Below are 13,715 nucleotides of genomic sequence, written 5' to 3'. Positions count from 1 at the left end.
GTCGTATCCCATCGAAAATGAGGGCCGGTGTCGGCGATCACCGCTCAGACGGGCGCGGCCACCGCGCGGGGCAGGACGTATCGCTCGACCGCGTCGGCGAAGCCGTCCTGCTCGTTCGATCCGGTCACGTACGTCGCCTGCCGCTGCACCGCCTCGTCCGCGTTGCCCATCGCGACGCTGATCCCGCTGCGCCGGAACATCAGCGTGTCGCTGTCCTGGTCGCCGAAGGTCGCGATCTGCTCGCGCGGCACGCTGAACCGGTCGGAGAGGCGGTCGACGACGACTCCCTTGTTCGCGGTCGGGTGGGTCACGTCCAGGTAGTGCGGCTGGGAGCGGGCCGCCGAGACGTGCGTGCCGTACCGCTGCTGCACGGCCAGCTCGGCCCGCGCGACCAGGTCGTGGTCGTCGCCGACGCCTACGATCTTGACGACCCGATCGAGGTACGGGTCGTAGTCCGGCACGACGGTGGGCGGGAACCGGCAGGTGTCGGCCTCCCGTTCGGCGTGCGGGGCGGTGGGGTCGGTCAGGTACCACTCGGTGGCGGTGTAGATCCACACGTAGAGGCCGTGCCCCCGGCAGGTCTCGATCACGCCGGGCGCGACGTCGGCGGGGATGTCGCGTTCGTCGAAGACGGTCAGGTCGGGCAGCACGATCGCGCCGCCGTTGAAGGCGGCCATCGGCATGTGCACACCGAGCGGCTCGACCAGCATCCGCATGCCGCGCGGCGGGCGCCCGCTGGTGATGGCGAACAGCACGCCGCGCTCGTCGAGCCGGCGTACCGCGTCGATGGTCCGCGGGGTGAGGGTCTTCTGCCCGGTGACCAGGGTGCCGTCGACGTCGGTCAGCACCGCCGCGATCGGGGTGGTCTGCTCGCTCATCCCGTTCATGGTGCCCCGCTCGGTGCGGCGGCGTCGCCGAATCCGGCCGACATCGGGCCCGGGTGAAGGACGTGTGTCGGTCGACACCTATCCGTCATTCAGTCGTCATTTTGCGTTCCCATGCCGTAGCTTTGAGTGCTGCCCTGGGCGGCTCACCGCCGCATGCCTGGCCGACGACGACCATGAAGGTGGATATGGAGCTCGCCCGGTGACCGTGACCAATCTTGACCTGCGTCTGATCGACCTACCCGAGATCGCTGTCACGCCCGAGACTCCGGCCCTGTTCCACTCCCGTTCCGCCCCGCCGCGCCGCACCCTGATCGACATTCTCGACGCGACCGTGCACGCCCACCACGGCGCCCGCGCGATCGACGCCGGCGGCGCCACCCTGACCTACCGGGAGCTGGCCGGTGCGGTCGAGGCGGTGCGTTCCCGGCTCGCCGGGCACGGTATCGGGGCCGGCGACCGGGTCGGCATCCGGGTCTCGTCCGGCACGGCGGAGCTCTACCTCGCCATCCTCGGTGTGCTGGCGGCCGGGGCGGCCTACGTGCCGGTCGACGCGGACGATCCCGAGGAGCGCGCCGAGCTGGTCTTCGCCGAGGCGGGCGTCTGTGCCGTCGTCGGCGACGACCTGGCCGTGTCGCTGCGCCGTACGCCCGAGGGCCGCCCCGGACGGCCCGGGCCGGACGACGACGCCTGGATCATCTTCACCTCCGGTTCCACCGGCACCCCCAAGGGTGTGGCCGTCACGCACGCGGCCGCGGCCGCATTCGTGGACGCCGAGGCGCAACTGTTCCTGGCGGGCGGCGCCGAGATGATGCCCGGCGACGCCGAAACGATGCCCGGCGAGGCCGAGACCGGGGCGGGCGGGCCGATCGGTCCGCACGACCGCGTCCTGGCCGGGCTGTCGGTGGCCTTCGACGCGTCCTGCGAGGAGATGTGGCTCGCCTGGCGGCACGGCGCCTGCCTGGTGCCGGCCGCCCGCTCGCTCGTCCGCAGCGGCGTCGACCTGGGTCCGTGGCTGGCCGAGCAGCGCATCACGATCGTGTCCACGGTGCCGACGCTCGCCGCGCTGTGGCCGGCCGAGGCGCTCGACGAGGTACGACTGCTGATCTTCGGTGGCGAGGCGTGCCCGCCCGAGCTCGCGGCCCGGCTGGCCGTCGAGGGACGTGAGGTCTGGAACACGTACGGCCCGACCGAGGCGACCGTGGTCGCCTGCGCGGCACCGCTGACCGGTGAGGGGCCGGTGCGCATCGGGTTGCCGCTGGCCGGCTGGGAGCTCGCCGTGGTCGACTCGGACGGCGTTCCGGTCGCGATGGGGGAGACCGGCGAGCTGGTCATCGGCGGGGTCGGCCTGGCCCGCTACCTCGACGCCGCCAAGGACGCCGAGAAGTTCGCGCCGCTGCCCGCCCTCGGCTGGCCGCGCGCGTACCGCAGCGGGGACATCGTGCGCGCCGAACCCGAGGGCCTGCTCTTCCTCGGCCGCGGCGACGAGCAGGTGAAGCTCGGCGGCCGCCGGATCGAGCTGGGCGAGGTGGACGCGGCGCTGCAGGCGCTGCCCGGCGTCGCCGGCGCGGCCGCCGCGGTGAAGCGGACCACCGCGGGCAACCAGCTCCTGGTCGGCTACATCGTGCCGCTGGACGGGTTCGATGCCGCCGACGCGGCGCTGCTGCTGCGCGAGCAACTGCCGGCCGCGCTGGTTCCGCTGCTGGCCGAGGTGGCCGAGCTGCCGACCCGGACGTCCGGGAAGGTGGACCGGGCCGCGCTGCCCTGGCCGCTGGCCACCGCCGGCGCCTCGGAGGGGGAGCTGACCGCGACCCAGCAGTGGCTGGCCGGCGGCTGGGAGGAGATCCTGGGCGTACGCCCGGCGGCCCCGGACGCCGACTTCTTCTCCAGCGGCGGCAGCAGCCTGAACGCGGCGCAGCTGGTGGCCTGGATCCGGCGGGCGCATCCGCAGGTGTCGGTGGCCGACGTGTACCAGCAGCCCCGGCTGTCGCAGATGGCGGCGGTGATCGAGGCCCTCGACGCGACCACGATCGTCCGTCGCGAGGTCCGGCCCACGCCCCGGCGGGCCGGGCTGGTCCAGGGCCTGCTGATGCTGCCGATGCTCGCACTGGTCGGCCTGCGCTGGCTCACCGCCCTCGCCGCGCTGAGCAACGTCCTCGCCGCGCTCGCGCCGGTGCCGTGGGCGCCGCAGGTCTCCTGGTGGTGGGTGGCGGCCGGCTGGCTGCTGCTGTTCAGCCCGGCCGGGCGGATCGCGGTGGCGGCGGCCGGAGCGCGGCTGCTGCTGCGCGGCGTGGGCCCGGGGAGGTACCCCCGCGGCGGCGGCGTGCACCTGCGGCTGTGGGCGGCCGAGCGGCTCGCCGAGCTGACCGGCGCGACCGGCGTCGCCGGGGCGGGCTGGATGATCACGTACGCGAAGGCGCTCGGCGCGAAGATCGGCCGGGATGTCGACCTGCACTCCGCGCCGCCGGTCACCGGTCTGCTGAAGCTCGGCCGCGGCGCCGCGATCGAGCCGGAGGTCGACCTGTCCGGCTACTGGGTCGACGGCGACGTCGTCCGGGTCGGCAAGCTGCGGGTCGGCGCCGGGGCCCGGGTCGGCTCCCGCAGCACGCTCATGCCCGGCGCCCGGGTCGGCAAGGGCGCGCAGATCGACGCCGGCTCGACCGTGGCCGGCGCGGTGCCGGCCGGCAAGCGCTGGGCCGGCTCGCCCGCCGCGCCCACCGCGACCAAGGACGGGGCGGCGTGGCCCACCCAGCGCCCGCCGCGGCGGTCTCGGCTCTGGGTCGCCGTCTACAGCCTCACCGCCCAGCTGCTCGGCCTGCTCCCGGTCGTGGCCGCGGCGCCCGCGCTCGCGCTGATCGGCTGGGCGCTCGCCCAGCGGCCGACGCTGGCGGCCGCGCTGCTCGCGGTCCCGGCGGCGGCCGTCGCCTACTTCCTCGGCTACGCCCTGCTCGTCCTGGTGGCCGTCCGGGCGCTCAGCATCGGCGTGCGGGCCGGCTTCCACCCCGTCCGCGGGCGGGTGGCCTGGCAGGTGTGGACCACCGAACGCATCATGGGGATGGCCCGGATCGCGCTGTTCCCGATGTACGCCAGCCTGTTCACGCCGGTGTGGCTGCGGCTGCTCGGCGCCGAGGTGGGCCGCGGCGCCGAGGTGTCCACGGTCCTCGCCCTCCCGGCGATGACCACCGTCGAGGACGGGGCGTTCCTCGCCGACGACACGATGGTCGCCACCTACGAGCTCAGTCACGGCTGGCTGCGGGTCGCCCCGGCCCGGATTGGCAAGCAGGCGTTCCTCGGCAACTCCGGGATCGCGGCGCCCGGCCGCTCGGTGCCCAAGCGGGGCCTGATCGGCGTGCTCTCGTCGGCGCCGCGCAAGGCGAAGAAGGGCTCGTCGTGGCTCGGCGCCCCGCCGATGCCGCTGCGCCGCACCGTCGAGGCGGGCGACACGGCCCGCACCTACCACCCGCCGCTGCGGCTGAAGCTGGCCCGGGCCGCGATCGAGCTGTGCCGCATCGTCCCGGTGATCTGCGCCGCCGCCCTCGCGGTGCTGGTGCTGGCCGCGCTCGCGCTGATCTGGCAGGCGGCCGGCGGCTGGGCCGCGGCGCTGGCCGCCGGACCGGTGCTGTTCGCCGCGGCGATCGCCGGCGCGCTGACCGCCACCGCGGCGAAGTGGCTGCTGGTCGGCCGGTTCCGGGTTGCCGAGCACGCGCTGTGGACGTCGTTCGTCTGGCGCAACGAGCTCGCCGACACGTTCGTCGAGGTGCTCGCCGCGCCGTGGCTGTTCCGCTTCGCCAGCGGCACGCCGCTGCTGAACGCGTGGCTGCGGACGCTGGGCGCGAAGATCGGCCGTGGCGCGTGGCTGGAGACGTTCTGGCTCCCCGAGTACGATCTGGTGCGCCTCGGCGAGGGCGCCACGGTGAACCGGGGGTGTGTGGTGCAGACTCACCTGTTCCATGATCGGATCATGAGCATGGACGTGGTGACTCTGGGCGCGGGCGCGACGCTCGGCCCGCACGGCATCGTGCTGCCCGGCGCGAGCATCGGCGCGCGCACCAGCGTGGGGCCCGGTTCGCTGGTGACCCGCGGCGACGCCGTTCCCGAGGACAGCCGATGGCGGGGCAATCCGATCGCGACCTGGGCATGACCCCACCGGGCGCCGACCGCTCGACCGACTCGTACCTTCCCGAGCACGGCAACGGTGGGTACCGGGTGCTGCACTACGACCTCGACCTCGACTACCGGGTCGTCACGAACCGGCTCGCCGGGAAGGCGATCATCACGGCGCAGGCCGTCCAGTCGCTCTCCCGGTTCAGCCTGGATCTCGGCCGGCTCCGGGTCGACGAGGTCCGGGTCGACCGGCAGCGGGCGGACTTCACGCACCGGGCGGGCAAGCTCCGCATCAAACCGGACAAGCCGGTCGGTTACGGCGCCACCTTCAAGATCGAGATTAGGTACGCCGGGGCGCCGGTACCGATCGCCGGCCGGTGGGGCGACATCGGCTGGGACGAGCTCACCGACGGGGCGCTGGTCGCCAGCCAGCCGAACGGTGCGCCGTCCTGGTTCCCGTGCAACGACCGGCTCGAGAAGGCCGGCTTCCTGGTGCGGATCAGCGCCGCCACGCCGTACACGGTGGTGGCCACCGGCGACCTCGTGTCCCGGCGCCGCGGCGCGACCAGCACCACCTGGGTGTACGAGCGCAGCGAGCCCACCGCCCCGTACCTGATGAGCGTGCAGGTCGGGCGGTACGAGCTGATCGAGCTGGCCGCGGGCGGGGTGATCCAGCGAGCCGCGGTCCCGCCCCGGCTGCGCACCGTGTTCCGGCACGACTTCGGCCGGCAACCCGAGATCATGGCCGCGCTGGAGGCGATGTTCGGGCCGTACCCGTTCCGGGAGTACGTCGTGGTGGTCGCCGACGACGACCTCGACGACCCGATCGAGGCGCAGGGCATGGCCGTCTTCGGGCGCAACCACCTCGACGGGCAGCGCACCCACGAGCGGCTGGTCGCGCACGAGCTCGCCCACCAGTGGTTCGGCAACAGCCTCACGGTCGCGGACTGGCGGCACATCTGGCTCAACGAGGGCTTCGCCACGTACGCGGAATGGTTGTGGTCCGATGTGTCCGGCGGCCCGCTGGCCGGCGCCCACGCGAACCATTGGTACGGCTGGCTCGCGGCGCGCCCGGCCGCGGTCGCCATCGCCGATCCCGGCGTGGACCGGATGTTCGACCCGATGGTCTACAAGCGCGGCGCGCTGACCCTGCACGCCCTGCGGCTGCGGGTCGGCGAGAAGGCGTTCTTCGCGATGCTCCGGTCGTGGGCCGCCGAGCATCGGCACCGGACGGTGACGACCTCGCAGTTCCGCAACCACGCCGCGCGGTTCACGACCGAGTCGCTGGACGACCTGTTCACCGCCTGGCTCGACCGCCCGGAGCTGCCGCCGATGTCCTGAGGAGCGCGCCGTCAGCGGTCCACGGTGACGGCGGTGATGATCAGTCCTGGACCGATGGTGAAACGGCCGCTGATCCGGGTCAGCGGCGGGCCACCGTCGATCCGGGTCCCGTCGGCCCGCAGCAGCGCGTTGAAGGTGCCGGCGCCCGGCTCGATCGTCAGGTCGGCCTCCTCGAAGCCGAGCCACCGCCGGGTCAGCGGATACCAGGCCTTGTAGATCGACTCCTTGGCGCTGAACAGCAGCCGGTCCCAGCTGACCTCCGGCGCGCCGGCCGCCGCCTCGCGCAGCCGCTCCCCTTCCCGCGGCGAGGCCACCGTCGCCTCCACCCCGTCCGGCAGCGGCTCGTTCGGCTCGGCGTCGATGCCCAGCCCGGCCAGGTCGGCCGTGCGAGCGACGGCGGCGGCCCGGTAGCCGGCGCAGTGCGTGATGCTGCCGGTCACCCCGGCCGGCCAGATCGGCTCGCGGCCCGGACCGGGCCGGATCGGCGCGGGAGGGTGGCCGAGCTCGGCCAGCGCCAGGCGGGCGCAGCGGCGGCCAGTGACGAACTCCCGGCGGCGCGACGAGACGGCGCGAGCGACCAGATCCTCCTCGCCCGGGAAGACGGTCTCGTCCGGAGGGTCGGCGAACACCTCCCGGGCCACCACGCACGACGGCAGCAGCGAGGAGAGCAGCGTGGCTTCCGCGATCACGAAAAGGACCATACGCGGCGGATAAATCGGAGGCGTCGACGGTGACGCATCTCCTAGGCTCGTCGGTCGAACACGTAGGTCCGGCACGAACGGAGAACGATCATGCGAGCTTCCGGCGGTTACCCCGGCTCCCTGCCCGTCTCCACCGCTGGAAAGGTCCTCCGTGTCACGTCTGTTCACCCCCATCGATCCGTTCCCGGCCGGTAACCGCGGCACCCCCGACGCCGGTGTGCGGCGATTCCTGCGGCGCGAGCTGCGGCCGCTGCGCACGGTCATGGCCGCGGCCGTCGCGACGACGATCCTGTGCGCCGCGATCGAGGTGTGGCTCATCGGGTACGCCGGCCGCCTGGTCGACCTGCTCGCCGCCACCGGCCCGGCGACGCTCTGGTCCCGGCACCGCGCCGAGCTGCTCGCCGTCGCCGCCTTCGTCCTCCTGATCCGGCCGCTGATCACCCTGGCCGGCGAGGCGCTGGACGACATCGCATTCCGCGCGAACGCCCGCCCGCTCGTCCGGTGGCGACTCCACCGCTACGTGTCCCGGCAGTCCGTCGGCTGGTTCCGGGACGACCTCGCCGGTCGCATCGCCAGCTGGGTCCGCGACGGTGGGGACGCCGCCGCCACCGCCGCGTACTCGGTGATCCACACGCTGGTCTTCGTGCTCGCGTACGTCGCCGGGTCGATCTGGCTGATGTCCGCGATCGACGTGCGCCTGCTGCTTCCGCTGACCGGCTGGATTCTGGCGTACGCGCTGCTCATGGCCTGGGCGGTGCCGCGCTACCGGCGCGCCGCGGAGCGCCTGCAGGAGGCCGAGTCGGCGCTGACCGGCCTGCTCGTCGACTCGTACGCCAATGTGGACACGCTCGCGCTGCTCGGCGGCGCGGACGCCCGCACCGGGCACGACCGCCGGGTGTTCGCGGCGACCCGGCGCGCGCATCGCGAGCTGCAGCGGGTCGAGGTGTCCATCAACAGCGGCATGATGGCGCTCGGCAGCGCGCTGCTGGTCGGGCTGGTCGGCTACGGCATCGTGTTGTGGCAGTCCGACGCCGCACCGCTGGGCCTGGTCGCGGCCGCGCTGGCGCTCAGCTTCCGGATCACCGCGATGGCGGAGTGGCTGCTGGACGCCGTCTCGTCGCTGTTCGGTTCGGTCGGCGCGCTCCGCCGCGCCCTGCGCACCATCGCGCAGCCGCTGCTGGTCGCCGACAAACCAGATGCAAAACCTCTTTCCGAACGCGGCGGGGCCATCCGTTTTCACCGGATCAGCCACCACTACGGCGGCGGCACCGGCGGGCTCGACCGGCTGAGCCTCGACATCGGCGCCGGCGAGCGGATCGGCATCGTCGGCCGCTCCGGCGCCGGCAAGTCCACACTGGTCGGCCTGCTGCTGCGCTTCTACGACGCGGAGTCGGGCACCATCACCATCGACGGTGCCGACATCGCGGACGTCACCCAGGAGAGCCTGCGCGCCCGCATCTCGGTGGTCGCGCAGGAGGGCACCCTGTTGCACCGCTCGGTCCGGGAGAACATCGCCGGCCCGGACGACGGCGAGCCCGCGCGGACGGAGCCGACGCCGCACCGGAAAAACGCGCCGCACGGGGAGGGCATGCCGCACGGGGAGGGCGCGCCGCACCGGGAAGGCATGCCGCATCGGGAGGGCGCGGGTCAACGGGAGGGCGTGCCGCATCGGGAGGGCGCGCGGCTGGACGTGGCGCCGCACCTCCAGGACGCGCGGATCGCGGCGGCGCTGCGTCGGGCCTGCGCCGACGGTTTCGTGGCCGCGCTGCGCGACCCGGCCGGCCGGACGGGTCTGGAGGCCCACGTCGGCGAGCGCGGGGTGCGCCTGTCGGGCGGACAGCGGCAACGGATCACGCTCGCTCGCGCGTTCTACCGGGACGCGCCGATCCTGGTGCTGGACGAGGCGACCTCCGCCCTCGACTCCGAGGCCGAGGCGGCGATCCACGACACGCTCGACGAGGTGATGGCCGGCCGCACGGTGATCGCCATCGCGCACCGGCTCTCCACGATCGCCCGGATGGACCGGATCGTCGTCCTCGACGCCGGCCGGATCATCGAGCAGGGCACCCACGCGGAGCTGCTCGACCGCGGCGGCCTGTACGCGGACCTGTGGTCGAGGCAGTCCGGTGGCTTCCTCGCCCGTGACCCGGCCGGGTGACCCGGGGCCGGCCGAGGCAGTCCGGTGGCTTCCTCGCCCGTGACCCGGCCGGGTGACACCGGGCCGGCCGAGGCCGGCGCCGTGTGGTTTCAGGCCCGCGTCAGCGCCGTTCCAGCGGCGGCTGCCACGCTCGGCGAGCACTCCCGCCCGGCGTCCGGAATCGAGCGCACGGGCGCCGGCCGGGAGACGAGGCCCGCCCGGAACGCACAGGCGCGGGCCGGGAGGACGGGAGCCGGGTGTCTCAAGGTGAGACACCCGGCCCCGGCGGTGCGGGATGTCATGGCGGCATGGAAGCTGCCGAGACGATTGCCTGGTTCGGCGCGCTCGGGCTGGTGCTGGCCGCGCTCAACGTCGTCGCGCTCAAGGTGGTGCGGCCGGACGAGGTGCCCGGTTACGTGCTGGTGCGGATCCGCTGGTGGACGGCCCACAACCCGGCCTTCATGCTGGCCAGCGCGCTCCTCGGCGCGGCCGGCCTCGCCTGGCTCGTGCTGGTCTGAGTCATCGGTCGTGGCGGTTGGGGTCGAAGGAGACCCAGGTGCTGACGGTGACGGCGCGTTTCTCGTAGTGGCCGTTGACCTTGACCGTGCGGGTCCTGGTCACCGTGCGTTTGGTCTGCCAGGTCCAGACTTTGCTGGTTCTGCCGTGGGTGGTCCTGGCGACCTGGTTCTTGGTGTACCAGCGGCAGTCGAAGTAGGCCGTCCATCCCGGTCCGGGGTCGGCGTCGACGAGGTGGCAGAACTTTGCGTGGGTGGCCAGGTAGGGGTTGCCGGGCTTGGGGTTGGCGGTGCTGAAGCCGTAGACCGGAGCCATCGCCTGGAACCAGTTCCAGGACATCTTGGTGTAGCCGAAGTCGTTGGGGTGCAGGCCGTCGCGGATGTCGATGCCTTTGACGGTGCTTTGGTCGACCAGGTGGACGCGGGCGCCTTTGCCGGCCACGATGCCGGGCACCTTGGCGTTGAAAGCGTCGGTGCGCTTCTGCTGTGCGCCCGCGCCGGCGGACTTGGTGCCGGTAATTTTCGCCACGAAGATGTCGGCCGCCGGGGCAGCCGTGCTGATCTGGTCGATCAACGCGGACAGCCGGTCGGTCGCTCCCACCGAGCCGGCCGCGGTGCGCATGTCGTTGGTGCCGATCTGCAGCAGAACGGCGTCCGGCCGGGAGATGGCCAGCCAGTCGTTCACCTGACCGGCGATTTTGGCGATCGTCCAGCCGGAGTGGCCCTCGTGGTCGAGGTCCGCGGTCGCCGGGGCGCCGTCGCTCTGCGAGCCGACGAAATCGACGTTCAGCCCCGCGGCGGCGAGCCGGTTCTGCAGGTCGATCCGGTACGAGCTCATGGTCGCCGACCCGATGCCCATCGTGATGGAGTCGCCAACGGGCATGATCCGAAGCGGCGCCGTCGCCTCGCTCTGCGCTGGTGCGGGAGTGACGCCGGCGACGACGGCGGCGGCCATGGCAAATACGGCGCTGAGCGCGGGGAAGATCACGGCCTTGAGATCGGGCGAGATGAAGATCAGCTAAGGCGTGGCGGCCGAAGCTCCCGTTCAGGTTGTCGGACGGTTGCGGGTGTCATGTCCGAAATGCCTCGACGATCAGGTACGCGTTCAGCCCGATGATCAGGGCGGCCACCGCCGAGGCCGTGACCGTCGTCAGCCGGTGGTTCACGAAGACGCCCATGATGTCCCGCCGCCGGGTCACCATGATCAGCGGAACCAGGGCGAACGGGATCCCGAACGACAGCACCACCTGCGAGATCACCAGACTGTCGGTGGGTGGCAGGCCGAGGGCCAGCACGGTCAGCGCCGGCGCCATGGTCACCGCCCGGCGTACGAACAGCGGGATCCGCCGCCGGATGAAGCCCTGCATCACGACCTGCCCGGCGTAGGTGCCCACCGAGGACGACGACAGCCCGGAGGCCAGCAGCGCCACCGCGAAGGCCAGCGCCGCGCCCCCGCCGACGAGCCGGCCCAGGCCGTCGTGTGCCGACGTGATCGCGTCCTCGGCCGCGAAGCTCCCCGAGCGGTGGAACAGGGACGCGGCCACCAGCAGCATGGACAGGTTGATCAGACCGGCCGTGCCGAGCCCGATCAGCACGTCGATCCGCTGGAAGCGCAGCAGCTCCCGTCGCTCCCCGTCGTCCCGGCAGGCCACCCTCGACTTGGTCAGCGCGGAGTGCAGGTAGACCACGTGCGGCATCACGGTCGCCCCGATGATGCCGCAGACCAGCAGCAGGCTGTCGCCGCCGGCCAGCCGCGGCGCGAGGCCCGCCGCCGCGGCGGCCGGATCGGCGCCGACGACGATCAAGTCGTACAGGAAACCGAGCAGGACGATGCCCAGCAGGCCGGCGATCGCCAGTTCGAAGCGGCGATAGCCGCGCTGTTCGAGGGCCAGGATGCCGAACGCGACCGCCGCCGTGAGCAGGCCGGCCGGAAACAGCGGCACGTGGAACAGCAGGTAGAGGCCGACCGCCGCGCCCAGGAACTCGGCCAGGTCGGTCGCCATCGCGATGATCTCGGCTTGCAGCCAGAGGCCGCACGACACCGGGCGCGGCAGGTGCTGACGGCACAGTTCGGGCAGGTCGCGGCCGGTCGCCACGCCGGCCTTGGCGGACAGGTACTGGACCAGCATCGCGGTGAGGTTGGCGACGATGATGACCCAGACCAGCAGGTAGCCGAACTTCGCGCCGGCGGTGAAGTTGGTGGCGAAGTTGCCGGGGTCCACATAGGCGACGGCCGCGACGAAGGCCGGTCCGAGCAGCGCGACCGAGCCCCGCAGCCGCCCCCGGGCCCGGATCTCCTGAAAGACGGGCTCGGGGGCTACCGCGGTGCTCATCCGACGGACGGGCCGAGGCCGAGCGACTGCGGCGTGCTGGAGTCCGGCGACGGCTGCCGCAGGCCTTCGTCCAGCTCACCGATCTCGGTCATCAGCGCGGGGCTGCCGCCCCAGGGTGTCTGCTCCTCGGCGACCAGCGTGTTCGTGGTGAGCAGCAGGCCGGCGACCGACGCGCCGTTCTCCAGCGCCGAGCGGGCGACCCGCAGCGGGTCCACGATGCCCATCTCGATCATGTTGCCGTAGCGGCCCTGGAGCGCGTCGAATCCCTCGTCCGGGCGGAGCTGGCCGACCCGGGTGACGACCTCCTGGCCGGAGAAGCCGGCGTTGGTGGCGATCAGGAACGCCGGCTCGGGCAGCGCGCGCCGCACGATGTCGACACCGATGGCGTAGTCCTCGTCCTTGACCTCCAGGTGGTCGAGCGCGTCCGCGGCGTGCAGCAGGGCCGCGCCGCCGCCGGCCACGATCCCCTCGGCCATCGCGGCGCGGGTGGCCGAGAGCGCGTCCTCGACCCGGTGCTGCAGCTCCTTGAGCTCGGCCGGCGTCGGCGCGCCGACGTGGATCACCGCGACCTTCCCGGTCAGCGCGCCGATCCGTTCGGTGAGCACGTCCTCGTCCGCCCCGAACGTCGCGCGGGCCAGTTCCGCCCGCAGCTGGGTGACCCGGAACTCGATGTCGTCGGGGGAGCCCGCGCCGCCCACGATCGCGGTGCGCTCGGACTCGACCCGTACCTGGTCGGCCCGGCCGAGCTGGTCGAGGGTCATGGTCTCGAGGGTGAAGCCGGAGTGCCGACTGTAAACGGCGCCACCGGTGATCGCGGCGATGTCCTCGAGCTTGTGCAGCCGCCGGTCGCCGAAGCCGGGCGCGCGCACGGCCACGCACTGGAAGATCCCGTTGACGTGGTTGTGGGTGAGCATCGACAGGGCGGTGCCCTCGACGTTCTCGGCGATGATGATCAGCGGCCGGGGCGCTCGCATGATCTTGTCGAGCAGCGGCATGAGCTGCTGCACCTTGGTGATTTTCTCGCTGCACAGCAGGATGTACGGGTCGTCGACGATCGCCTCGAGCCGGCCCGGGTCGGTCACCATGTAGGGCGACAGGTAGCCGTTGTCGAACTCGAATCCCTCGACGAAGTCGACGCTCATCCCGTGCCGCTGCGACTCCTCGACGGTCACGATGCCGCCGTCGCCCACCGTGTGCAGCGCCTTCGCGATCACCGAGCCGATGTAGTCGTCGTCGTTGGCCGAGATCGCGGCGACCCGGGTCAGGTCCTCCTCGCTGGTCACCGGGCGGGCCACGGCGCGCAGCCGCTCGACCAGACGATCCACAGCAAGATCAACACCCCGCTTGACGCGTACGGGGTTGGCGCCCGACCCGATCGCGGACATGCCCTCGCGGATGATCGCCTGCGCCAGGACCGTCGCGGTCGTCGTGCCGTCGCCGACGATGTCGTTGGTCTTGATCGCCGCTTCCTTGACCAGCTGCGCGCCCATGTTCTCGAACTGGTTCTTGAGGTGGATCTCGCGCGCGATGGTGACGCCGTCGTTGGTGACCACGGGCGAGCCGGTGATCTTCTCGAGGATGACGTTGCGGCCTTTCGGGCCCAGCGTCGACTTGACCGCCTCGGCCAGCTTGTCGACTCCGGTCTGTAGCAGGGTGCGCGCGTCCGCGCCGAATCGAAGTTCCTTGGCCATTTTGCGGTC

9 protein-coding genes are annotated in these 13,715 nt (G+C 72.7%); 4 read left to right on the top strand and 5 right to left on the bottom strand.

Annotated features, from left to right (window positions below; genetic code table 11):
* Positions 1–44: 44 nt before the first annotated feature.
* Positions 45–878 carry a Cof-type HAD-IIB family hydrolase gene (locus tag ODJ79_RS11675; RefSeq protein WP_263023399.1) on the bottom strand — a complete coding sequence of 278 codons (834 nt, stop codon included), beginning with the start codon at positions 876–878 and terminating at the stop codon, positions 45–47.
* A 208-nt stretch (positions 879–1,086) separates the two neighbouring features.
* On the opposite strand from ODJ79_RS11675, the gene ODJ79_RS11670 reads away from it, so the two are divergent.
* Both ODJ79_RS11670 and ODJ79_RS11665 read left to right on the top strand, forming a co-directional pair.
* Positions 1,087–5,025, top strand: a complete 3,939-nt coding sequence (locus ODJ79_RS11670; protein ID WP_263023398.1) for a Pls/PosA family non-ribosomal peptide synthetase — start codon at positions 1,087–1,089, stop codon at positions 5,023–5,025.
* Entirely contained in the window at positions 4,992–6,329 is a 1,338-nt protein-coding gene (locus ODJ79_RS11665) for a M1 family metallopeptidase (RefSeq protein ID WP_263023397.1), read from the top strand. The genes ODJ79_RS11670 and ODJ79_RS11665 overlap by 34 nt, the downstream gene beginning before the upstream one ends.
* Positions 6,330–6,340: 11 nt before the next feature.
* On the opposite strand, the gene ODJ79_RS11660 is transcribed toward ODJ79_RS11665, so the two are convergent.
* The gene (locus ODJ79_RS11660; RefSeq protein ID WP_411267302.1) at positions 6,341–7,000 is read right to left on the bottom strand and encodes a 4'-phosphopantetheinyl transferase family protein; all 660 of its coding nucleotides are present in this window, start codon (positions 6,998–7,000) and stop codon (positions 6,341–6,343) included.
* A gap of 181 nt (positions 7,001–7,181) precedes the next feature.
* On the opposite strand from ODJ79_RS11660, the gene ODJ79_RS11655 reads away from it, so the two are divergent.
* Positions 7,182–9,188 (top strand): ABC transporter ATP-binding protein, encoded by a 2,007-nt coding sequence (locus ODJ79_RS11655; RefSeq protein ID WP_411267298.1) that lies wholly within the window; start codon positions 7,182–7,184, stop codon positions 9,186–9,188.
* A 287-nt stretch (positions 9,189–9,475) separates the two neighbouring features.
* Positions 9,476–9,685, top strand: a complete 210-nt coding sequence (locus ODJ79_RS11650; protein WP_263023395.1) for a hypothetical protein — start codon at positions 9,476–9,478, stop codon at positions 9,683–9,685.
* A gap of 1 nt (position 9,686) precedes the next feature.
* Here the strand turns inward: ODJ79_RS11650 and ODJ79_RS11645 are convergent, their stop codons facing one another.
* The 3 genes from ODJ79_RS11645 to groL all read right to left on the bottom strand — a co-directional run bounded on the left by ODJ79_RS11645 (position 9,687) and on the right by groL (position 13,706).
* Positions 9,687–10,637 carry an SGNH/GDSL hydrolase family protein gene (locus tag ODJ79_RS11645; protein ID WP_263023394.1) on the bottom strand — a complete coding sequence of 317 codons (951 nt, stop codon included), beginning with the start codon at positions 10,635–10,637 and terminating at the stop codon, positions 9,687–9,689.
* Positions 10,638–10,752: 115 nt separating this feature from the next.
* Complete coding sequence (locus ODJ79_RS11640) at positions 10,753–12,015, bottom strand: Nramp family divalent metal transporter (protein ID WP_263023393.1); 1,263 nt, start codon at positions 12,013–12,015, stop codon at positions 10,753–10,755.
* Positions 12,012–13,706, bottom strand: coding sequence for a chaperonin GroEL (gene groL / locus ODJ79_RS11635; RefSeq protein ID WP_263023392.1), 1,695 nt, complete (start codon positions 13,704–13,706; stop codon positions 12,012–12,014). The genes ODJ79_RS11640 and groL overlap by 4 nt, the downstream gene beginning before the upstream one ends.
* Positions 13,707–13,715 lie beyond the last annotated feature (9 nt).

It is taken from the genome of Actinoplanes sp. KI2 (assembly GCF_025630775.1).
In the GTDB taxonomy this organism is placed as follows: domain Bacteria; phylum Actinomycetota; class Actinomycetes; order Mycobacteriales; family Micromonosporaceae; genus Actinoplanes.
Note: the sequence above shows the minus strand (reverse complement) of the source record. Positions and strands in the feature narration are given on the sequence as shown.